Annotated in this window: 23 protein-coding genes; 16 read left to right on the forward strand and 7 right to left on the reverse strand. The window is 66.1% G+C overall.

The genetic code is table 11. The features are described from left to right. The first annotated feature begins 127 nt into the window (after positions 1-127). The 11 genes from map (at position 128) to Q7T84_RS11085 (ending at position 9,594) form a co-directional block, all read left to right on the forward strand. The gene (gene map / locus Q7T84_RS11035) at positions 128-874 is read left to right on the forward strand and encodes a type I methionyl aminopeptidase (RefSeq protein ID WP_304808712.1); all 747 of its coding nucleotides are present in this window, start codon (positions 128-130) and stop codon (positions 872-874) included. A 156-nt stretch (positions 875-1,030) separates the two neighbouring features. After that, positions 1,031-1,165, forward strand: coding sequence for a 50S ribosomal protein L34 (rpmH, locus tag Q7T84_RS11040; RefSeq protein WP_056731898.1), 135 nt, complete (start codon positions 1,031-1,033; stop codon positions 1,163-1,165). A 32-nt stretch (positions 1,166-1,197) separates the two neighbouring features. After that, the gene (gene rnpA / locus Q7T84_RS11045) at positions 1,198-1,599 is read left to right on the forward strand and encodes a ribonuclease P protein component (RefSeq protein WP_304808716.1); all 402 of its coding nucleotides are present in this window, start codon (positions 1,198-1,200) and stop codon (positions 1,597-1,599) included. A 12-nt stretch (positions 1,600-1,611) separates the two neighbouring features. After that, positions 1,612-3,408: a membrane protein insertase YidC gene (gene yidC / locus Q7T84_RS11050; RefSeq protein WP_304808718.1), complete on the forward strand. Its 1,797-nt coding sequence runs from the start codon at positions 1,612-1,614 to the stop codon at positions 3,406-3,408. Further along, on the forward strand, positions 3,408-4,058 hold the full coding sequence (gene yihA, locus Q7T84_RS11055) for a ribosome biogenesis GTP-binding protein YihA/YsxC (RefSeq protein ID WP_304808720.1): 651 nt from the start codon (positions 3,408-3,410) through the stop codon (positions 4,056-4,058). Before yidC ends, yihA begins: the two co-directional genes overlap by 1 nt. A 90-nt stretch (positions 4,059-4,148) precedes the next feature. After that, positions 4,149-5,291, forward strand: coding sequence for an acyl-CoA dehydrogenase family protein (locus Q7T84_RS11060; RefSeq protein ID WP_304808722.1), 1,143 nt, complete (start codon positions 4,149-4,151; stop codon positions 5,289-5,291). 98 nt (positions 5,292-5,389) lie between these two features. Continuing rightward, the gene (locus Q7T84_RS11065; RefSeq protein WP_304808724.1) at positions 5,390-6,148 is read left to right on the forward strand and encodes a Crp/Fnr family transcriptional regulator; all 759 of its coding nucleotides are present in this window, start codon (positions 5,390-5,392) and stop codon (positions 6,146-6,148) included. 195 nt (positions 6,149-6,343) lie between these two features. Further along, a complete protein-coding gene (argB, locus tag Q7T84_RS11070; protein WP_304808726.1) occupies positions 6,344-7,258 on the forward strand; it encodes an acetylglutamate kinase in 915 nt (304 codons plus the stop codon). Beyond that, positions 7,255-7,917, forward strand: coding sequence for a pyrimidine 5'-nucleotidase (locus Q7T84_RS11075; protein WP_304808728.1), 663 nt, complete (start codon positions 7,255-7,257; stop codon positions 7,915-7,917). Before argB ends, Q7T84_RS11075 begins: the two co-directional genes overlap by 4 nt. Continuing rightward, on the forward strand, positions 7,917-8,747 hold the full coding sequence (dapD, locus tag Q7T84_RS11080; protein WP_304808730.1) for a 2,3,4,5-tetrahydropyridine-2,6-dicarboxylate N-succinyltransferase: 831 nt from the start codon (positions 7,917-7,919) through the stop codon (positions 8,745-8,747). The genes Q7T84_RS11075 and dapD overlap by 1 nt, the downstream gene beginning before the upstream one ends. A 373-nt stretch (positions 8,748-9,120) precedes the next feature. Beyond that, entirely contained in the window at positions 9,121-9,594 is a 474-nt protein-coding gene (locus tag Q7T84_RS11085) for a hypothetical protein (RefSeq protein ID WP_304808732.1), read from the forward strand. Positions 9,595-9,600: 6 nt separating this feature from the next. On the opposite strand, the gene Q7T84_RS11090 is transcribed toward Q7T84_RS11085, so the two are convergent. Further along, positions 9,601-10,230 (reverse strand): hypothetical protein, encoded by a 630-nt coding sequence (locus Q7T84_RS11090; protein ID WP_304808734.1) that lies wholly within the window; start codon positions 10,228-10,230, stop codon positions 9,601-9,603. A 180-nt stretch (positions 10,231-10,410) separates the two neighbouring features. Between Q7T84_RS11090 and dapE the strand changes: the two genes are divergently transcribed. Continuing rightward, the gene (gene dapE / locus Q7T84_RS11095; protein ID WP_304808736.1) at positions 10,411-11,559 is read left to right on the forward strand and encodes a succinyl-diaminopimelate desuccinylase; all 1,149 of its coding nucleotides are present in this window, start codon (positions 10,411-10,413) and stop codon (positions 11,557-11,559) included. A 13-nt stretch (positions 11,560-11,572) separates the two neighbouring features. On the opposite strand, the gene truA is transcribed toward dapE, so the two are convergent. Continuing rightward, on the reverse strand, positions 11,573-12,310 hold the full coding sequence (truA, locus tag Q7T84_RS11100; RefSeq protein ID WP_304808738.1) for a tRNA pseudouridine(38-40) synthase TruA: 738 nt from the start codon (positions 12,308-12,310) through the stop codon (positions 11,573-11,575). Further along, positions 12,310-13,236 carry a methionyl-tRNA formyltransferase gene (gene fmt, locus Q7T84_RS11105; protein ID WP_304808740.1) on the reverse strand — a complete coding sequence of 309 codons (927 nt, stop codon included), beginning with the start codon at positions 13,234-13,236 and terminating at the stop codon, positions 12,310-12,312. Before fmt ends, truA begins: the two co-directional genes overlap by 1 nt. A gap of 87 nt (positions 13,237-13,323) precedes the next feature. Here fmt and Q7T84_RS11110 point away from each other — a divergent pair, with 87 nt between their 5' ends. After that, a complete protein-coding gene (locus Q7T84_RS11110; protein ID WP_304808742.1) occupies positions 13,324-13,698 on the forward strand; it encodes a hypothetical protein in 375 nt (124 codons plus the stop codon). Between the two features lie 51 nt (positions 13,699-13,749). Here the strand turns inward: Q7T84_RS11110 and Q7T84_RS11115 are convergent, their stop codons facing one another. After that, positions 13,750-14,505 (reverse strand): GNAT family N-acetyltransferase, encoded by a 756-nt coding sequence (locus Q7T84_RS11115; RefSeq protein ID WP_304808744.1) that lies wholly within the window; start codon positions 14,503-14,505, stop codon positions 13,750-13,752. A gap of 56 nt (positions 14,506-14,561) precedes the next feature. After that, entirely contained in the window at positions 14,562-14,834 is a 273-nt protein-coding gene (locus tag Q7T84_RS11120; protein ID WP_304808746.1) for a DUF4242 domain-containing protein, read from the reverse strand. A 167-nt stretch (positions 14,835-15,001) separates the two neighbouring features. Here Q7T84_RS11120 and Q7T84_RS11125 point away from each other — a divergent pair, with 167 nt between their 5' ends. Further along, complete coding sequence (locus tag Q7T84_RS11125) at positions 15,002-15,541, forward strand: AAA family ATPase (protein ID WP_304808748.1); 540 nt, start codon at positions 15,002-15,004, stop codon at positions 15,539-15,541. On the opposite strand, the gene def is transcribed toward Q7T84_RS11125, so the two are convergent. Together def and Q7T84_RS11135 are read right to left on the reverse strand one after the other, a co-directional pair. Then, entirely contained in the window at positions 15,538-16,047 is a 510-nt protein-coding gene (def, locus tag Q7T84_RS11130) for a peptide deformylase (RefSeq protein WP_304808750.1), read from the reverse strand. The genes Q7T84_RS11125 and def overlap by 4 nt on opposite strands. 15 nt (positions 16,048-16,062) lie before the next feature. Continuing rightward, on the reverse strand, positions 16,063-17,334 hold the full coding sequence (locus Q7T84_RS11135; RefSeq protein ID WP_304808752.1) for a DNA recombination protein RmuC: 1,272 nt from the start codon (positions 17,332-17,334) through the stop codon (positions 16,063-16,065). 407 nt (positions 17,335-17,741) lie between these two features. On the opposite strand from Q7T84_RS11135, the gene typA reads away from it, so the two are divergent. Together typA and Q7T84_RS11145 are read left to right on the forward strand one after the other, a co-directional pair. Beyond that, complete coding sequence (typA, locus tag Q7T84_RS11140) at positions 17,742-19,574, forward strand: translational GTPase TypA (protein WP_304808754.1); 1,833 nt, start codon at positions 17,742-17,744, stop codon at positions 19,572-19,574. After that, positions 19,574-20,884 (forward strand): sensor histidine kinase, encoded by a 1,311-nt coding sequence (locus Q7T84_RS11145; protein WP_304808756.1) that lies wholly within the window; start codon positions 19,574-19,576, stop codon positions 20,882-20,884. The genes typA and Q7T84_RS11145 overlap by 1 nt, the downstream gene beginning before the upstream one ends. Positions 20,885-20,889 lie beyond the last annotated feature (5 nt).

The raw sequence follows: 20,889 nt of genomic DNA on the forward strand, positions 1-20,889 counted from the left end.
AGATGAAGCCCCGCGTCGACCACGAATATCCGCTCAGCGAATGGCGTGCCGCCTTCGATTCGCTGGCGACCCGCAAGGTGGTCGGCAAGACCATCGTGCGGCCCGATCTGTAGGAACAGAGTTCAAGATGACCATTGAAAAAGAAGAAGAACTCGAAGGCCTGAAGGCCGCTGGCCGATTGGTGGCGCGGACGCTGGAGGCGATGGGCAAGGCCCTGGAGCCCGGCATCACCACCCGCGAGCTTGATCAGTTGGGCCGCCAGATGCTGGAGCTGGAGGGCGCCCGCTCGGCCCCGGAACTAACCTCCAAATTCCCCGGGGCGACCTGCATTTCCGTCGGCCCCGACTGCGCTCACGGCATTCCCGACGATCGCAAGATCGCCGCCGGCGACCTAGTCAATATCGACGTCTCGGCCGAGTTGAACGGGTTCTTCGGGGACACCGGCGCCAGCTTCGCCGTCCCGCCGGTGACACAGAAGATCGAGCGTCTGTGCCGCGACGGCCGCCGCGCGATGTGGAGCGGCATCCGCGCCGTGCGTCCTGGCGGCAAGCTTAACGAGATCGGCAAGGCCATCGAGACCTTCGCCGACAAGCACGGCTACAGTCTGGTCAAGAACCTCGCCAGCCATGGCGTCGGCCGCTCGCTGCATGACGATCCGGGTGAAATCCCGACCTGGTGGGAGCCCGGCGATCGCCGCCGCATTCACGAGGGCCTGGTCTTCACCATCGAACCCTTCCTGTCGCTGGGCGCGGACTGGGTCGAGGAGTTGGACGACGGTTGGACGCTCACCCCGCCCGGCGGCGAGCCCACCGTGCAGTACGAACACACCTTGGTGGCGACGAAACGCGGGCCGGTGATTCTGACCCTCGCCTGACCGCTCCGAGAGGGGTGACGAGCGTCGCGGATCACATTAATGCTGCTTCGAACGCTCAAAGCATGCGGAATAGCGCGTGTTGGAGGTCGCGACGGTTGACACGTCCGGCCGCCTAACCTAGGAAGCGCGCCTTGTTTTCGAGCCGGAGCTAATCACGTGAAGCGGACTTTCCAACCGTCCCGACTGGTGCGCGCTCGTCGTCACGGTTTCCGCAGCCGTATGGCGACGAAGAACGGCGCCAAGATTGTGGCTCGCCGTCGCGCCAAGGGCCGCAAGCGCCTGACCGCCTAAGACGTTACGTCTTGACGGCTTAGGTGTCGGTCATGACCGACGCCCCCCCAAAAATCGAGCGCTTACAAAAGCGCCCTGATTTCCTCGCCGCGGCGCGCGCTGTTTCGTGCGCCAAAGGCGCGGTTGTTCTGCAGGCCCGCAATCGGGCCGACGACACCCCCTTGATCAGAGTTGGCTTCACGGCCACCCGTAAGGTCGGGGGGGCGGTGGTCCGCAATCGCGCCAAGCGGCGCATGCGTGAAGCCGCCAGGCTGCTTTTGCCGCAACTCGCCAAGCCTGGCTTTGACTATGTATTGATCGCCCGCAACGGCGCGCCGACGCGCCCGTGGCCGCGTTTGCTTGACGATGTGAAAAGCGCGCTGATAAGCCTCGCGGCCGATAGCGACAGCCCGTCCCGCGCCTCGCCGCGCCCCCCTCCTTCCCCCTCCGCCTGAGCGCGCGTCCTTATGCAAGAGAACAACAACCGCAATACGATCATCTTCGTGGTCAGCGCGGTTCTGATCCTGATCGCCTACCAGTTCCTGGTCGTTGACCCCGCGACCAAGCGGCGCAACGCCGACATGGTCCGTCACAAGGCCGCCGCCGTGGAGGCTCAGAAGCCTGGCGCGCTGCCCGCCGCGACACCGGGAACGGTGGTCGTCTCGCGTGAGCAAGCCGCCGCGGCCAGCGCCCGTATCCCGGTCGCCACGCCGGCCCTCGCCGGTTCGATCTCCCTGCGCGGCGCGCGGATCGACGATCTGTTCCTGAAGAACTACCGCCAGACGGTCGAGAAGACCTCGCCGCCGGTGGAACTGCTGCGCCCCGAGGGCTCGCGCTACGCCTACTTCGCCGAATTCGGCTGGACCGGCGCCAATCTGCCTGGCCTGCCGACCGCCGACACGGTCTGGAACGTGGTCGAGGGTTCGACCCTCGCGCCCGGCCAGCCGGTGACCCTGCGCACCAGCAACGGCCAGGGCCTGACCTTCACCCGTAAGATCGAGGTGGACGACCGCTTCATGTTCACGGTGACCGACACCGTGGCCAACACCGGTGCAGGCTCGGTGACGCTCGCCCCCTACGGCTCTGTCCAACGCCAGGGCATCCCGGCGGGCCTGGGCAAGATCCACATCGTCCATGAAGGCGCGATCGGCTGGCTCGGCGACGAACTGCGCCAGGTGAAGTACGCCAAGTGGCTCAAGGACGGCGGCGGCCCGACCATCGCCTCCACGGGCGGCTGGACCGGCATCACCGACAAGTACTGGCTCGCGGCCATGATCCCCGATCAAAAGGAACGCATCCAAAGCCAGTACCGGATGACCCGGGCCGGCGAGACCGACATTTTCGAGGCCAACTATATCGGCCAGCCGCGGGTCATTCCCGCCGGCCGCCAGATCACCGAAACCACCCGCCTGTTCGCCGGCGCCAAGACGGTTCCGGTGCTGAAGGACTACGAAACCAAGCTGGGTGTGCCGCACTTCGACATGGCCGTCGATTGGGGGAACTTCTGGTTCATCACTCGGCCGATGTTCGCCTTCCTCGACTTCATCTATCGCCACGTCGGCAACTTCGGGATCGCGATCCTGCTGCTGACCGTCGCGGTGAAGCTCATCTTCTTCCCGCTGGCCAACAAGAGCTACGAGTCGCTCACCAAGATGAAGAAGGTGCAGCCGCAGGTCGAAGAGCTGCGCAAGCGCCTCAAGGAGGACCCGGCCAAGCAGCAACAAGAGCTGATGGCGCTCTATCAGAAAGAAAAGATCAATCCTCTGACGGGCTGCCTGCCCATGCTGGTGCAGATCCCGGTCTTCTACGGCCTCTACAAGGTGCTGACGGTCACCATCGAAATGCGGCATGCGCCGTTCTTCGGCTGGATCCAGGACCTCTCGGCCCGCGACCCGCTGACCATCTGGAACCTGTTCGGGCTGCTGCCTTACAATCCGGCGACGATCCCAGTCATCGGCGGCTTCCTGAACTCCGACCTTCTGCACCTGGGCCCGCTAGCCCTGCTCTACGGCATGACCATGTACCTCTCGACGGCCATGAACCCGCCGCAGGCCGACCCCATGCAGCAGAAGATATTCCAGCTCATGCCGATCATGTTCACGTTCATCATGGCCCCGTTCGCGGTCGGCCTGCTGATCTACTGGACCTGGTCGAACGTTCTCACGGTGCTGCAGCAGTACGTGATCATGCGCCGCTTCAAGGTGGACAATCCTATCGACCAGATCATCGCCAAGCTCAGCGGCAACAAGTCGAAGGCCGCCTAGTGAACGAAGACCCGCTCTTCACCGACGAACAGCTGGAGGAGGCCCGCGTGCTGTTCGCACGCCAGGCCACCTTCATGATGGGGGCCGTCGCCATCGACGGCCTGCCGCCGGGCGACCTGCCAGAAGTGGCCTTCGCCGGCCGCTCCAACGTGGGCAAGTCCTCGCTGATCAACGGACTGGTGGGCCACAAGGGCTTGGCGCGCGCCTCCAACGAGCCGGGCCGCACCCGCGAGCTGAACTTCTTCGTGCTCGACGACAAGCTGCGGCTGGTCGACCTTCCCGGCTACGGCTGGGCCAAGGCCTCCAAGGTCACGGTGAAGAAATTCCAGAACCTGGGCCGCGACTTCCTGCGCGGCCGGGCGAACCTGAAGCGGGCCTATCTGCTGATCGACGCCCGTCACGGCCTGAAGGAAGTCGACAAGGAGCCGATGGACGCCTTTGACAAGGCGGCGGTCTCCTATCAGATCATCCTGACCAAGGCCGACAAGATGAAGCCGCACGAGGTCGAGGCGGCGCGCATCAAGGCCGAGGCCGCGATCGCCAAGCGCCCAGCCGCCTTCCCGCGCGTGCTCGCCACGTCCTCGGAAAAAGGCGACGGCCTGGCCGAACTACGGGCCGAGATCATGACCGCCTGCGCGGTCCACCCTTAGACTTCTGGCGACATCTGACGCGGGGTCACGCTTTGCGCTGAACGCCCCGCGTGGAACAACTGGCCCAGTCTAACCACAGGGCCAGTCACCATGCTCTCCACCGCCGGCCGCACGGCCTATGACGCCGATCTCGAGCTGTTCCGCGACCAGGTCCGGAAGTTCTTCGACAAGGAGCTCTATCCCCACCTCGATCGGTGGGAGGCCGAGGGCATCGTCGATCGTGAGTTCTGGAAGGCCTATGGCGCGGCAGGCCTGCTTTGCCCGCAGGTCCCATCGGAATATGGCGGCCTGGAGCTGGACTACCGCTTCAACGCGGTGATCGGCGAGGAGCTCGCCTACGCCGGCTCCTCGGCTGGCGTCACCCTGCAGTCCGACATCACCGTCGACTACCTGATCAACTATGGCTCGCAGGAGCAGAAGAAGCGCTTCCTCCCCGGCATGATCTCCGGCGAGATCATCACCGCCATCGCCATGACCGAGCCGGGCACGGGTTCGGACCTGCAAGGCGTGCAGACCACCGCCCGGCGCGACGGCAACCACTACGTCGTCAACGGCTCCAAGACCTACATCACCAACGGCCAGAACGCCGACGTGGTGATCGTGGTCGCCAAGACCGATCCCACGCTCGGCTCCAAGGGCATCTCGCTGATCCTGGTCGAGCGCGGCGCCGAAGGTTTCGAGCGCGGCCGCAACCTGGACAAGGTCGGGCAGCACTCGGCCGACACCTCCGAACTGTTCTTCAATGACGTCCGAGTGCCGATCACCAATTGCCTGGGCGAGGAAGGCCGGGGCTTCGCCTACCTGATGGGCCAACTGCCGCAGGAGCGCTTGCAGATCGCCGTCGCCGGTCAGGCCGGTGCTCAACGAGCCTTCGACGAGGCGGTGAAGTTCACCAAGGAGCGCAAGGCCTTCGGACAGTCTATCTTCGACTTCCAGAACACCCGCTTCACCCTCGCGGCCCTGAAGACCAAGCTGCAAGTCGGCTGGGCTCACCTCGACTGGGCGATCACCCGCCACGTGGCCGGCGAGCTGACCGCGTCCGAGGCCTCGGCCGCCAAACTGTTCCACACCGAACTGCAATGGGAGGCCTGCGACATCGCCCTGCAACTGCATGGCGGCGCCGGCTACATGAACGAGTACCCCATCGCCCGGCTGTGGCGCGACGCCCGCGTGCAGCGCATCTACGGCGGCACATCCGAGATCATGAAGGAGGTCGTGGCCCGCTCGATCTGATGCCCGGCAAACAGCGTCGTGAACCCGACGGTGAAGCTGCGCGGCCCGTTGTATGCGCCGGCCCGTCTGCGGCGTATGGTCGGGTAAGAGGTCAAAGCATGAGCATCAGCGCCGTCGATCCGCCTTCGGAGCGGAAGCCATTGGCCATCCAACCGCGGGTCGCCAACCGGCTGCTCGCCGCCATGCGCGGAGCGGACTTCGATCTGCTCAGCGGACATCTCGAGGTGGTCATGCTCAATCGTGGGCAAGTCTTGTTCGAGCCGGGCGACGACGTCACCACCACCTACTTCCCCGCCCACAAGACGATGGTCTCGCTGCTGATCATCACTCGTGACGGCCATGAGATCGAGGCGGCCACCATCGGCCGTGAGGGCGCGGTGGGCGGCATCGTCAGCGCCGGCAACAAGCCCGCCTTTGGCCGCGCGGTCGTCCAGATCGCCGGCGCGGCGCTCGCCGTTCCGACTGCGACCTTGGAAAACGTGAAGGACGCCTCGCCGCGGTTCGGCGAACTGTTCGCCCGTTACGCCGACGCCTTGTTGGCGCAGATGATGCAGTCTGTAGCCTGCAACGCCCTGCACTCGGTCGAGGAACGCTGCTGTCGCTGGCTGCTGGCCACCCACGATAGGGCTGGAGACCAGATCATCCAGCTCACCCAGGAAGCCCTGGCGGAAATGCTCGGCGTCCAGCGCACGACGGTCACGGCCGTGATCCAGAACCTGGAGGCCAAGGGCCTTCTGCGCCGCCAACGCGGGCGGGTCGAGGTCATAGACCGGCGCGGCCTCGAGCGCGCGGCATGCGAATGCTACCGTGCGGTGGAAGATCACTTCGAACTGCTGCTGCCCGAAGTGGCCCTTTGATCGCCGCCTTCTAGGGCCGCTTCAACACCTCGCTGCCCTTCATGACGCGTCGAGGCGGTGACAGGCGGGCCAGGGTCCGCTATCGGAGCGCTCCGACTAGGGCGCGATGGCCGAACCTGGACGCCGAGTTCGGCGGCTGGCGCGTCCTAACTCTTCGATTTGGAGCCGCGAGAGGCTCTTGGAGGGCCGTAAGCCTTGACCGACGACGCCGAAGAACAGGGCTGGGCCACCGCGAAGACCCTGGCCACGGCCCTGCCCTATATCCAGATCTATGACCGCGAGGTCGTGGTGATCAAATACGGCGGCCACGCCATGGGCGAGGAGACCGTCGCGCGGCTGTTCGCCGCCGACGCCGTGTTGCTGAAGATGCTGGGCTGCCACCCCGTGGTGGTGCACGGCGGCGGCCCGCAGATCTCGCGGATGCTCGACAAGGCCGGGGTGAAGTCGACCTTCATCGACGGCCTGCGGGTGACCGACGAAGCGACCATGGAAGTCGCCGAGATGGTGCTGTCGGGCGCGATCAACAAAGAGATCGCCAACTGGATCACCCTGGCCGGCTCCGAAGCCGACGTGCGCGGCGTGGGCCTGTCGGGCAAGGACGCCCGGCTGATCACCGTCGAGAAGGCGGTCCGCACCAAGAAAGACCCTGACAGCCAGATCGAACAGGCCGTCGATCTCGGCTTTGTCGGTGAGCCCACCGCCATCGATCCGAAGCTGATCGAGGCGCTGATCTACGCCGACCAGGACTACATCCCCGTCGTGGCGCCGATCGGCGTCTCCGAAGAGGGCCAGACCTACAACATCAACGCCGACACCGTGGCCGGCGCCCTGGCCGGCGCCCTGCGCGCCAAGCGCATGCTGCTGCTCACCGACGTGCGCGGCGTGCTGGACGCCAATGGCGAACTGATCCGCCAGATGACGGTGACCGAGGCTCGGCAGGCGATCACCTCGGGCGTGGCCACCGGCGGCATGATCCCGAAGCTGGAGACCGCCATCGCGGCGGTGGAATCCGGCGTCGAGGCCGTGGTCATCCTGGACGGCCGTCGCCCGCACGCCATGCTGACCGAGCTCTTCACCCAGCACGGCTCGGGAACGCTCATCAGCGCATGAGGCCCGACCTCTCGCACATCGACACCTGGCTCTTCGACCTGGACAACACCCTCTACCCAGAGGAATCCGGGTTCATGCGCCAGGTCGAGAGCCGCATGACCGACTTCGTGGAGAACGTCACCGGCCTGCCGCGCGATCAGGCCTATGCGCTGCAGAAGAAATACTACGCCGAGCACGGCCTGACCCTGATCGGCATGATGCGTAATCATGGGGCCGACCCGGCCGATTTCTTCGCGCTGCACCACGACCTCTCGCTGGAAGCCCTGGCCGAGGATCCCGAACTCCTGGCCGTCCTGACCAAGCTGCCGGGCCGCAGGTTCGTGTTCACCAACGCTGGCGACACTCATGCTGAGCGGGTCTTGGCTCACCTGGGCCTGCGCGACCTGTTCGACGACGTCTTCCACATCAATTCGTTCGGCTTCACGCCCAAGCCCGATCCGCTTGGCTTCCAGCGCATGATCGACGCCCACGGCCTGGACCCGGCCACCACCTCGTTCTTCGAGGATTCCGAGCGCAATCTGAAACCGGCGGCCGACCTGGGCATGACCACCGTCCTGGTCGGACCGACCGCGCTCGCCTCCACCGCACCTTTCGTCCACCACCGCACCGATAAGCTGACGCCGTTCCTGACGGCGGCGCGCCTCAAGGAAGCCAACTGATGTCCGACGACCTGAAGTCCGTGATCGAAGCCGCCTGGGAAGCTCGGGCCGATATCAACACCGGAACCCAAGGCGCCGTTCGCGAAGCCGTCGAAGAGACCCTGAGCCAATTGGACGCCGGGACCCTACGCGTCGCCACTCGCGGCGACGACGGCGTCTGGACCACCCACCAGTGGGCCAAGCAGGCGATCCTGCTGTCCTTCCGCCTGATCCCGAACATGCTGATGGACGCTCCGGCCCCCGGTCCTTACTGGGACAAGGTCCCCTCGAAGTTCGCCGGCTGGGACGCCGCCCGGTTCGAAGCCGCCGGCTTCCGCGCCGTACCCGGCGTCGTGGCCCGCCGCGGCTCCTTCATCGCTCGCAACACCGTGCTGATGCCGTCGTTCGTCAACATCGGCGCCTATGTCGATGAGGGGACCATGGTCGATACCTGGGCCACGGTCGGCTCCTGCGCCCAGATCGGCAAGAACGTGCACCTCTCGGGCGGCGCCGGCATCGGCGGCGTGCTGGAGCCGCTGCAGGCCAACCCGACCATCATCGAGGACAACTGCTTCATCGGCGCGCGTTCGGAAGTCGCCGAGGGCGTGATCGTTCGCGAGGGCAGCGTGCTGTCGATGGGCACCTTCATCACCTCGACCACGCGCATCGTCGATCGCAAGACCGGCGAAGTTTTCATGGGCGAAGTGCCGCCCTATTCGGTGATCATGCCGGGTTCGATGCCCAGCCCGTTCGGCGAGGGCCTGCCCTCGATCAACTGCGCGGTCATCGTCAAGACCGTGGACGAACGCACCCGGTCCAAGACCTCGATCAACGAGCTGCTGCGCGACTGATCGCGCGGGACGCGTCCCCGCGTCCTCCACAGACCATCAACTGATTCGCTAACAGGCCCGCTCGCGGGCCTGTTTTCGTATGCGCCTTGATTTTGAGGGGGTTCCGGCGACCGCCTAGCGCCTCCGGAGACAAGTCATCCACAGGAAAACACCCACAACCCGACTCTCGACGAGCGTTTACCATAGCAATCGCTTCTCGCCCAACAGGCGAATCAGTAACTTACCCACTGAACACCGCACTACGCAGCGTAACCAAGCTACCGTTTGAAATAGCAGAACTCCTGGCTGGGAAGTCTCTGCTGCTTTGAGCGAGAGAATGACTGTTGCTGACAACACGGTTAACTCGAATTAACTTTAATGCAAGGCCCGCACCATGAATCCAGCGCCTTCGCTCAAAGTCGTAGCCTCATCCAAGCCCCGCGGCGAGCAAGCCGCCGACGAGGCCTCGTCCAACTCGCTCGATGTGGAGACCATGCGGTCCTACTACCGCTGGGGCGGCCACCTCTCGACCGCGCTGGTCCGCATCCGCTCGAAGTTCGACGGCGACCTGGACCAGTGCCTGCTCTACCTGATCTTCCTGCTGGCCGAGCTTTCAGAGGCGATGCCGCGCGGACCGCGTCCGCCGCAGACCTTCCGCCGCCGTCGCGGCCTGAACGCGCTCAGCCTGGCCGAAATCACTCAGATCCCGCGTGAAACCGCGCGTCGCAAGCTGCTGGCCTTGGTTGAACGGGGCTACCTCGTCCGCGAGGGCGACGGTCTCTTCACGCTCGGCGACGCCTATGACGCCAGCCAGTTCTTCGACGACCTGAAGCCCCTGCTGGGCGACACGGCGCTGGTCGAGAAATAGCCGCCGTTAGTCGACCCCGTCGAGCTTGCGCCACAAGGCGCGGATGGCGAGGGCGCGCAGCGCGGCGTCCTCGGACTCCAGGGGCGCGAGCCCCAGCTTCTCCAGGCAATCGTTCAGCGTCAGCGGTTCGCGACGCGACAGCCCGATACCGCGCTGACGGGCGACCGCCTGGAAGCGTCGCCAGGCGCACTCTGCGCCGGCCGCGCCGGCCACGGCCTGGTCGGGCAACATGCCGGCCTGCAGCACCCGGTGGAAGCCGACCAGGGTCGCCCCCGCGCACAGCCTGACCGCCAGCTCTCCGAACAACGCGTCGCTGATCGGCTCGACCAGCAGGTCCTCGCTGGCCGCGCCCCCGTACATCATCACCGGGCTGGTTGAACGAACGAAGGCGCTGAACGCGACGTTCCCGCGATCGTCCACGAAGGCGTACTGCATCACCTGCTGGCGTCCATCAGCGGCGACCAGGCGGGCGGCGAAGTAGAGATGGTCGCTGGCCGAAACCTGGGGCGGCGGCTTGCGAACGCCATCACGCACAAAGGTCTCGCTGCGGCGGCCCGCCCCGCACCAGGCGAGAAGATCAGAGATGCTCTCGATCCGTTGCGGCGGTGGCGGCGCGATACTTTTGCGAAATAACATCAACATGACTTCGGCCCCGACGGCGATGAGTAGTCCGGCATCCACCGTGCCGGGTCGAGACTGTTGCTTCCCATTTCGGGCTGCCAGAAGCCCCTCCCCTACCCATTCCGAGCGTTGCGCCCCGCATGCCGCCAGGCTCGCCCCATTGCTCCGCGCCGCGCCCCCGGTTACCAGCATCCCATGTCCGATCTCGACCCCATCGCCCTGACCCAGGAACTGATCCGCCGCCCGTCGGTGACCCCCGCCGACGAAGGCGCCATGGACATCGTCCAGCGCACCCTGGAGGGGCTGGGCTTCACCTGCCGGCGGATGCGCTTTGGTGAGATCGAGAATCTTTACGCCCGCTACGGGACCGCACGGCCCAACCTCTGCTTCGCCGGTCACACCGACGTGGTGCCGGTGGGCGACGCCCAGGCCTGGAGCCGCGAGGCCTTCGCCGCCGAGATCGTCGACGGCATGCTGATCGGCCGTGGCTCGGTCGATATGAAGAGCGCGGTGGCCGCCTTCGCCGCCGCCGCCGGCAAGGCCATCGCGGCGGGCCAGGTCAAGGGCTCGCTGTCCTTCCTGATCACCGGCGACGAAGAGGGCGTGGCCACCCACGGCACCAAGATGGTCGTCGAGGCGCTGAAGGCGGAGGGCGAGATCCTCGACCACTGCATCGTCGGCGAACCTTCCAGCGCCGAGACCTTCGGCGACATGATCAAGATCGGCCGGCGCGGCTCGATCAACACCTGGATCACGGTCGACGGCCGCCAGGGCCATGTCGCCTATCCGCACCGCGCCGCCAATCCGATCCCGGTGCTGATCGACCTGCTGGCCAAGCTGCAGAACCATGTGCTGGACGAGGGCTATACCGGCTTCCAGCCCTCGAACCTGGAGGTCACCACGGTCGACGTGGCGAACGGCGCCACCAACGTCATTCCGGCCCAGGCCAAGGCCCGCCTCAACATCCGCTTCAACCCATCCCACAAGGGCGCCGAACTGGCCGCCTGGATCGAGGCCGAAGCCGCCAAGGCCGCCGAGGGCTTCGCCGGAACTATCAAGGTCGAGCCCGTGATCAGCGGCGAGGCCTTCCTGACCGAACCGGGCGCCTTCACCGACCTCGTGGCCGCCGCCGTCCAGGACGTCTCAGGCGCCGCGCCCGAGCTTTCCACCACTGGCGGCACCTCCGACGCCCGCTTCATCCGCGACCTGTGCCCCGTGGTCGAGCTAGGCCTGGTCGGCAAGACCATGCACGCCATCGACGAACGCGCGCCGGTCGAGGAAATCCGCGATCTGCAGCGGGTCTATGAGCGCGTGATCGAACGCTACTTCGCCGCCTTCAGCTAAGCCCCCTCGTCACTCAGTACTTCACGCCCATCAGATAGAGCCCGTCAGCGGGCGCCACCGGACCGCAGGCCTTGCGGTCCCGGGCCTCAAGCGCGGCCTTCACGTCGCTGGCGCTCCAACGTCCGATCCCAACCTCGGCCAGGGTTCCGGTCATCGAGCGGACTTGGCGATGCAGGAAGGAGCGCGAGGCGAACTCCAGCAGCACCTGCTCGCCCTCGCGCCAGACCCGGGCCACGTCCATGGTCTTGACCGGTGACTTGGCCTGGCATTGCATGTGGCGGAAGGTGGTGAAGTCGTGGTTGCCGATCAGCGCCTGGGCCGCGACGTGCATCGCCTCGGCGTCCAGCGGCTTCTTCACGTGCCAGACCTTGCCCCGGTCCAGGGCGGCCGGGCTCTTGCGGTTGAGGATGCGGTAGATGTAGCGCCGCTCGGTCGCCGAGAACCGGGCGTGCCAGTCGCCCTCGGCGACCACGGCGTCGATCACCGCGATAGGTTCGGGCGACAGATAGGCGTTCAGCGCGTCGCGCACGACTTCAGGGCGCCAGTCGCGTTCGAGGTCGATATGGATGACCTGACCCGCCGCATGGACGCCGGTGTCGGTGCGGCCGGCCGCTTGCAGGCGCAAGGTCTGGCCGCTGAAGGCCTTCACCGCGCGCTCGATGGAGCCCTGCACCGAGGGCAGGCTCTCCTGCGCCTGGAAGCCCTTATAGGGTTGGCCGTCATATTCGATCGTGAGGCGGTAACGCGGCATCAGTCGAGCTGGGTCCCAGCAGGCACGGCCAGGCCGCGCAGAAAGGTTTCGGCGTCCTGCGGTCCACGCCCCTCGCGCTGCACGCGCAGCAGGCGCACGGCCCCCTCGCCGCAGGCGATCAAGAGCGCGTCGTCCAACGTCACGCCAGGCGCGCCCGCGCCGTCCTCGAGACGTGACAACAGCGCCTTCACGCGCAACGGACCCTTCTCAGTCGGCAGTTCGAACCAAGCGCCGGGAAAGGGCGAGAGCCCGCGGATCTTGAAATCCACCTCGGGCGCCGGTTTGGCCCAGCGGATCCTCGCCTCCTTAGGGCGGATTTTCTTGGCGTAGGTCTCGCCCTCTTGCGGCTGCGGCGTGGCGCTGGTCTGCCCGCGCTCGACGGCGGCCATGGTGCGCGCCAGCAGGCCGGCGCCCACCTCCGCCAGCCGGTCATGCAGCGTCCCGGCCGTCTCCAGGGCCTCGATGCTGACGCTTTCCGACGACAGCACGGGGCCTTCGTCCAGGCCCACGGTCATCTGCATGACCTCGACGCCCGTCACCTTGTCGCCGGCCATGATCGCCCGTTGGATCGGCGCGGCGCCCCGCCAGCGCGGCAGCAGCGAGGCGTGCAGGTTGAAGCAGCCCAGTTTCGGAGCGTCCAGCACCGCCGCCGGCAGGATCTGGCCGAACGCCACCACCACGCCGGCGTCGAGGTTCAGGGCCGCGAAGGCTTCGATCTCATCGGGATCGCGCATCGAGACCGGCGTGCGCACCGGGATACCGCGCTCCTGCGCATAGGCCTGGACAGGCGAAGGTTTCAGCGCTTGGCCGCGCCCTCGGGGGGCCGGCGGCTGGGAATAGACGCAGGCGACATCGTGCCCGGCTTGAACCAAGACATCGAGAGTCGCGACGGCGAAATCGGGAGTTCCAAGAAAGGCGATACGCATTGCATTCGGTTTAGACGTGAAGGACGATTTTAGGAACCACACGCAAGCTTGGCCGTTCAACTGCAAGTTCGGGTAGGGAGAACCTCAATGCGCAACCTCATGATCATCAGCCTCGCCGTCGCCGGTTTGGGCCTTTCGGCCTGTTCCGAGGCCAAGCAGGAGCAAGCCAAGGCCACCGCGGACCGCGCCGCCGCCGAAGCCAAGGCCACCGCAGAAAAGGCCGCCGTCGAGGCCAAGGCCGCCGCATCGAACGTCGCGGCTGAAACCAGGGCCGCTGCGACGGGTCCGGCGGCGCAGCAAACGCGTGAACGGGTCGTGACCGCCGCCCAGGGCGCGGCGGTCCAAGCCAAGGGCGCCGCCGTGCAGGCCAAGGGCGCGGCTCGCGCAGCCGCACGTGACACCAAGGCCGCGATCCACGACGCGACCGCCCCCACCCCGGCCCCGGACGCGCCGACGAACTAACCCCGCCCAGGCGCCCCTCCTGGGAACAGCTCCCAGAGGGACCGCTCCGCGCTAGGCGCGTAGCGTCCAGGTCGTTTCCCGGCCAGCCGGGACGAAGCCGAGCCGTTCTAGAATAGGCCGGCTGGTGTCGCGCGCCTCTATGCTGAGATAGGCCAAGCCTCGCGCCCTCGCCTCCAGGACCCGCGCGGCCACCAGCGCGCGATAGAGGCCCTTGCCTCGATGCGCGGGCGCGACGCCGCCCCCGAACAGCAACCCGAACGACCTGCCCGCCGCCATCTCCAGCCGCGCCGACGCGACCGCCCGCCCGTCGATCCAGGCCACGAACAGCGCCATGTCGGGATCGTCCAATTGCTTGGCGAACGCTTCGCGTTGCCAGGGCTCCTCCTGGCCGAAGGCCAGGCCGGCGGCGCTGAGAAAGCCATCAAGGTCGCTCGACGTCCGCACCCTTCGCACCATGCCCCCGTCAACCGGGGCCGCGCCGAGTTCCTGAGCCAGATCGAAGAACATCAATGTGCCCGGCGGGTCGGGCTCGAAGCCAGCCTCCGACAAGCAGGCGGCCAGGCCCGGCGGACCGTCATGATCATAGATGCGCCACATCAACTCCCGGCCCCGCGCCCGGAACCACGCCGCCTGTTCGGCGACGATGGCGCCCATGGTCTGCGTCGTCAGGTCCCAGGCCGAGACATAGTTGAAGCCGCCGGTCAGCAGCACCAACCCGCCCCGACGCTCCACGACGATCCCGGCCGGCGGCGCGGGATGGGCGCGGACTTCGGCGTCGAAACGGGCAAGGGCGAGATCAAGGTCCATCACATGACGCTAGCGAGGATCGGCTCGGCGAGCGACACCATTGCCGCCGCCGAACCCTATTCGGCCGTGGTCGGGCTGATGATCGTCTGGACCTGGGAAATGGCGTTGGCGGGAAATCCGGCCTTCTGGGCATGTTCGCGCAGCAGGTCTTCGCTCGGCGCGCGATAGATGCAGTAAATCTTGTCGGCGGTGACGTAGCTCTGGACCCATTGGATGGCGGGCCCCAGCTCGTTCAACACCAGGCACGAGGTCCGAGAAGCGCTCTTCAGGTCATCTGGCCCCAGCGCCCCGACGCCGGGCATGTTCCGCTCAATGACAAATTCCGGCATGGGAAATCTCCCCATTGCTCAGCGGCGCCGAGGAGGCCGCGCCAAGCCCGACAATAGCAGCCGCATTCCAACCTGTCATTGGCCGGCGCGGTGGACCTCGGCGACGCGATCCTTGCGGCCGACTAGCGCCGCCCGCACTGTCACGGCGAAGCTTCGGAGTGGCGAGCATGATGATCCACCTCAACGGATATCCGGGCGTGGGGAAGCTGACCGTAGGGCGCCTTATGGCTCAGCGCCTGGGCGGTCGGCTGCTGGACAACCACACCATCTACGATGTGGCCTTCGCCCTTGCCGACTTTCGATCGGCCGCCTGGGACAGCCTGGCTCGAGGTGTGCGCGATGTCGCCTTCGCCGGCGTCGAGGCATTGCCGCCGCAGGTTCCGGTCGTCACGACGAACGCCTGCAGCGATTCCGACTGGGGCCGGGAGATGTGGCAAGCGATGCTCAGTCTCGCGGCGCGCCGCGGCTCAAGGTTCCTGGTCATCTCGATGAACTGCGCGCCCGAGGAAAACGCCCGGCGGCTTAGCTCCGAAGGACGCAGCGGCGGCAAGATGACCGACCCGCTGGCCCTGGAGGCCTATCGGCGAAACTGGAGTCTACTGGAAGACGGCGGCGATGCGCTGCTCAGACTCGATTGCACAGATCTGTCCGCCGAGGAATCGGCCACCGCGATCCTCGAATGGGTGGCGATGAACTCGCGGCCTTAGGCTGCGCGGAACTGCTTCTTGACCTTGGCGACCGCGCGTTCGCGCTTCAGGCGCGAGAGGTGGTCGATGAAGAGCACGCCTTCGAGGTGGTCCATCTCATGCTGGATGCAGACGGCGAACAGGCCCTCGGCGTCCTCGACCACTTCCTCGCCCTGATAGTTCAGGTACTTCAGCTTCACTCGGGCCGGGCGCTCGACCTCGTCATAGATGTCGGGTATCGAGAGGCAGCCCTCTTCGTAGGGCGCGGTTTCGTCCGAGGCCCAGACGATTTCCGGGTTCACGTAATAGCGCGGCGCCTTGGGATCGTCGGGGCCGGCGATGTCCATGACGATGACCCGCTTGGGCACCCCGATCTGGATGGCGGCCAGGCCGATGCCGGGGGCGTCGTACATGGTCTCGAGCATGTCATCCATCAGCGCGCGCAGATCGTCATCGACCTTCTCGACCGGCTCGGAAACCAGCTTCAGGACGGGATCGGGAACGACGAGGATTTCACGTATGGCCATACGAACGCAGGTAGGTCAGCGACCCTTTGCCGTCAAGGCGGCGAGGTGTCCGGAGACCGCTTCACCGTCATCGGCCGCGAGCTTGGTCAGCGGGCGGATCCCGGTCTCGACCGGCGCGAGTTCGGGGATTTCCTTGCCCTCGTGATCGACCTTGAGGTCCTCGAAGCGGCGGGCCTGGGTCATGACCTGGGTCTCCAGCGAGCCGACGAACTGGTTGTAGCGGCCGACGGCGGCCTCCAGCGCCTTCCCGACCGAGGCGGCGTGGCCGCCCATGACCGACAGGCGCTTGTAGAGCTCGCGGCCGAGCTTGGAGATCTCCTGGGCGTTGGCCGCCTGCTCCTCGACCCGCCAGCCGTAGACCACCGCCTTGCAGAGCGCGAACAGGGTGGTCGGCGTCACCACCAGCACCCGGCGGTCCATCGCCTCGGTCATCAATTCGGGCGCGCGCTCCAGCGCCGCGGCCAGGAAACTGTCGCCCGGAATGAACATCGCCACGAAATCGGGCGAGCCCTGGTTGAATTGGTCCCAGTAGGTCTTGGCCGACAGGCCCAGCATGTGGGCCCGCACGCTCTGGGCGTGGCGGACATAGCAGGCCTCGCGCGTCGCCTCGTCCACCGCGTCCTGGGCGTCGAGGAAAGCGTTGAGCGAGCACTTGGCGTCGATCACGAACACCGCCCCGCCCGGCAGGCGCACGGTGACATCGGGACGGCGGCGGCCCTCCTCGGTGTCGGTGGAGGTCTGCTCATCGAAGTCGTAGCGGTTATGGAGGCCAGCGGCCTCCAGCACATTGCGCAGGGTCTGTTCACCCCAGCGCCCCTGGACGCCCGCCCCGCGACGCAACGCCGCAGACAGCTTACGAGCTTCGGTCTGGGTGGCGATCGAGGCGGTGAGCAGCTGGTTGATCTGCTCCTTCAGGCCGCCGTTCTCTTCGGCGCGGGTCTTTTCGACGGCGACGACCTGTTCCTGGAACTTGGCCAGGGTGTCGGCGACGGGCTTGAGCTGCGCTTCCAGGCGGGCCTGGGCGAGCTGCTCCCTATTATGGAAAGTTTCGTCGGCGCGCTTCATCACCTGCTCGGCGATGGTGGCGGCGGCCTCGGCCTGGAGGAAGGCGGAGTTCTTGGCGCTCTGCTCCTCCATCATCCGCAAGCGGGCGGCGGCGTCTTGCAGGTCCCAGGCTCGGCCCTCGGCCCGGTTGGCGCGGCCTCGCTCCATCAGGGCCCAGGCGATCGCGGGCGCGGCCGCGACAAGGGCGGCGATAAGGGCGATGAGCACGAAGTCGAAGTTCATGCTCCGTTCTATAATCGGAGTCGCGCGATCGAGCTAGCGAGCGCCTGCGCGATGCGCTAAGGGCGCAGGCCAAAAAAAAGCCGGACCCGAGGGCCCGGCAGTTCATTAGGGAGGAAACGCCCAGGAAGGGCAGAGGCGTCAGCGACGCCTCACAATTCGAGTTATAGAGTGCGACGCACAAAACGCCAAGCACTTTTGTCGTTTCGCGATCACGTTTTTCGCAAACCCTGAAAAATCACGTTACAAATCAGTGTGATTTAAGCCGCCAAGTCGCGCCCTTGGAATGCTGCACCGCACCATCGGCAAATAGCAATGTTCGGCGCTGCGGCGAGAAGGTGCTGGCTAATTGGCCAATCGTCGCCTAAAAGCGCGCGCTTCCCCAAATAGGGCGTTCAAAAGCCAAATCAATGTCGCTTCGCAACATCGCCATCATCGCCCACGTCGACCACGGCAAGACGACGCTCGTGGATCAGCTGCTCGCCCAATCGGGCATTTTCCGAGCCAACGAGGCGACGGTAGAGCGCGCCATGGACTCGAACGACCAGGAACGCGAACGCGGGATCACCATCCTCGCGAAGTGCACCAGCGTCCTCTGGCACGGCAAGGCGGGTGAAACCCGCATCAACATCATCGACACCCCAGGCCACGCCGACTTCGGCGGCGAGGTCGAACGGATCCTTGGCATGGTGGACGGCTGCGTCCTCCTGGTCGACGCCGAGGAAGGCGTCATGCCCCAGACCAAGTTCGTGCTGGGCAAGGCCTTGAAGATGGGCCTGCGCCCCATCCTCTGCCTCAACAAGATCGACCGGGCTCACGCCGATCCGGACCGAGTTCTCAACGACGCCTTCGACCTGTTCGCGGCCATGGGCGCGACGGATGAACAACTCGACTTCCCGCACATCTATGCGTCGGGCAAGAACGGTTGGGCGACGATGGACCTGGCCCAGCCCAACGACAATCTGGCCCCGCTGTTCGACCTGATCGTCGACCACGTGCCAGAGCCCGCGGCCGTCGCCCGCAAGGACGAGCCGTTCAAGATGCTGTCGGTCCTGATCGAAAACGACCCCTTCCTGGGCCGTCTGCTGACCGGCCGCATCGAAAGCGGCAAGGCGATCCCCGGCTTGGCGATCCACGCCCTCGGCATCGACGGCAAGGAAGTTGAACGCGGCCGGATCACCAAGGTCCTGGCGTTCCGCGGCCTGAAGCGTCAGCCGATTGAAGACGCCGAAGCTGGCGACATCGTCGCCATCGCCGGTCTGGCCAAGGCCACCGTGGCCGACACGCTCTGCGCCATGGAAGTCACCGATCCGCTGCCCGCGCAGCCGATCGACCCGCCGACCATCTCGATGACGGTCTCGGTGAACGACAGCCCGCTGGCCGGCCGCGAAGGCGACAAGGTCCAAAGCCGCGTCATCCGCGACCGCCTGTTGAAAGAAGCCCAATCCAACGTCGCCATTCGGGTCACCGAGACGCCGGATAAGGACGCCTATGAAGTCGCCGGCCGCGGCGAACTGCAACTGGGCGTGCTGATCGAAGGCATGCGCCGTGAAGGCTTCGAAGTTTCCATCAGCCGTCCGCGGGTGGTCTTCCAAACCGACCCGGAAACCGGACAGCGCCTTGAGCCCATCGAAGACGTCATGATCGACGTCGACGACGAGTTCTCCGGCATCGTGATCGAGAAGCTGTCGGCGCGTAAGGCCGAGCTGAAGGACATGGGGCCGTCGGGCGCCGGCAAGACGCGCATCAGCCTGATGTCGCCTTCCCGCTCGCTGATCGGCTACCAGGGCGAGTTCCTCACCGACACCCGCGGTTCGGGCGTGCTGAACCGCGTGTTCAGCCACTACGAACCCTACAAGGGCGCGATCGACGCCGGCCGTAAGGGCGTGCTGGTCTCGAACTCCGACGGTGAAACCGCGGCGTTCGCGCTGTGGAACCTGGAAGATCGCGGCACCATGTTCGTGGGCGCCGGCGAGAAGACCTACCAGGGCATGATCATCGGCGAGAACAGCCGCGCCGACGATCTCGACGTCAACCCGATGAAGGCCAAGCAGCTCACCAACGTCCGCGCCTCCGGCAAGGACGAAGCGGTGCGCCTGACCCCGCCCCGCCGTATGACCCTCGAACAGGCCATCGCCTATATCGAGGAAGACGAGCTGGTCGAGGTGACGCCGAAGTCGATCCGCCTGCGCAAGCAGGTTCTGAACCCCTCCTTCCGCAAGCGTCGCGTCAAGGAGGAGTAGTGGCGCGGGGCGTTCCGGCCGAGGTATCGGGATCTAACCGACAACTCGCGCGCGAGCGGGCGTTTCGCCTGCTCGCGCTTACCGTCACCGCCCTGTTCCTAGCCTTTGCGGCGCTCGGCGGCGCCTTCGTCTGGTACGATCGCGCCGCCGCCGCTGTTACACATACCCATGAAGTTCGCACTGGTATCGATGGCCTTCGCCAGGCCCTAACCGACGCGGAATCCGCACAGCGGGCCTTCATCCTGACCGGCGACAGCCAATTCGCCGAACGCGTCGAGACTGGTCGCAAGATCGCTCATCGCCAGATCGACACCCTTGACCAGCTGACCCTCGACAACCCGCTCCAGCAGCGCCGTATTGACGAGCTGCGCGGCCTGATGGCGACACGGCTGGCGATCATCGACCAGACCATGAACGCCCGCCGCCAAGGCACCGCCGGCGCGGCCATCCAGATTATCGCCCGTGGCGAGGGCATCGCGGCGATGGACGGCGTGCGCCGCATCGCCGCCGAGTTGGAACGCGAGGAAACCCGGCTCGAAGCTCTTCGCTCCAAGCAGGTCGCCGCCGTTCGCGCCATGCTGATCGCCGCCACGCTGATGTTCGCGGCCCTGCTGGCCATGCTGTTCTTCAAGGCCCTGCGCGACATCAGCCTAGACCGGGAAGTCGAGGCCGACACCGCCGAGCGGCTGCGCGCCCTGTTGGCCGACCGCACCTTGCTGCTCGATGAAGTGAACCACCGGGTAAAGAACTCGCTGCAGCAGATCGCCAGCGTGGTGCGCCTGCAGTCGCGGACCGTGGAGCACGCCGACTCCCGCGAGGCGCTGGAAAAGACCTTGGACCGGATCATCGCGGTCGGACGGGTCCATGAGCAGCTCTACAAGGGCGGAGACGAGATCGGGGCTTTCGACGCCGGGCGCTACGCCAAGGCGCTGGCCCACGACCTGGTCGAGTCGCTGGGACGCGAAGACATCGTCCTGGAGACCGATATCCAGCCGGCGGTGCTCGACGTTCGCCAAGCGGTGCCGCTGGCGCTGATCCTCAATGAGTTGATCACCAATGCCTTGAAATATGGCTGCCCGACCGATAGGCCCGCGCGGATTAGGGTCACCTTTGGAACCGAAGGCGACGACTATCGCTTGTCTGTTTCAGACGATGGCGACGGCCTGCAGGAGGGCTTCACGCCACACGCCAAAAAGAGCTTGGGAATGAGAGCTATAGAGGCGCTCTCACGACAACTGGGCGGGCGTTTCCAAATTGAGCGACCGGAAGTTGGCGCTGCCTTCGCAGTGCTCTTCCCCAGGGGTCAGTAGCGTCG

The sequence above is a fragment of the Phenylobacterium sp. genome, assembly GCF_030654915.1.
Lineage (GTDB): Bacteria > Pseudomonadota > Alphaproteobacteria > Caulobacterales > Caulobacteraceae > Phenylobacterium.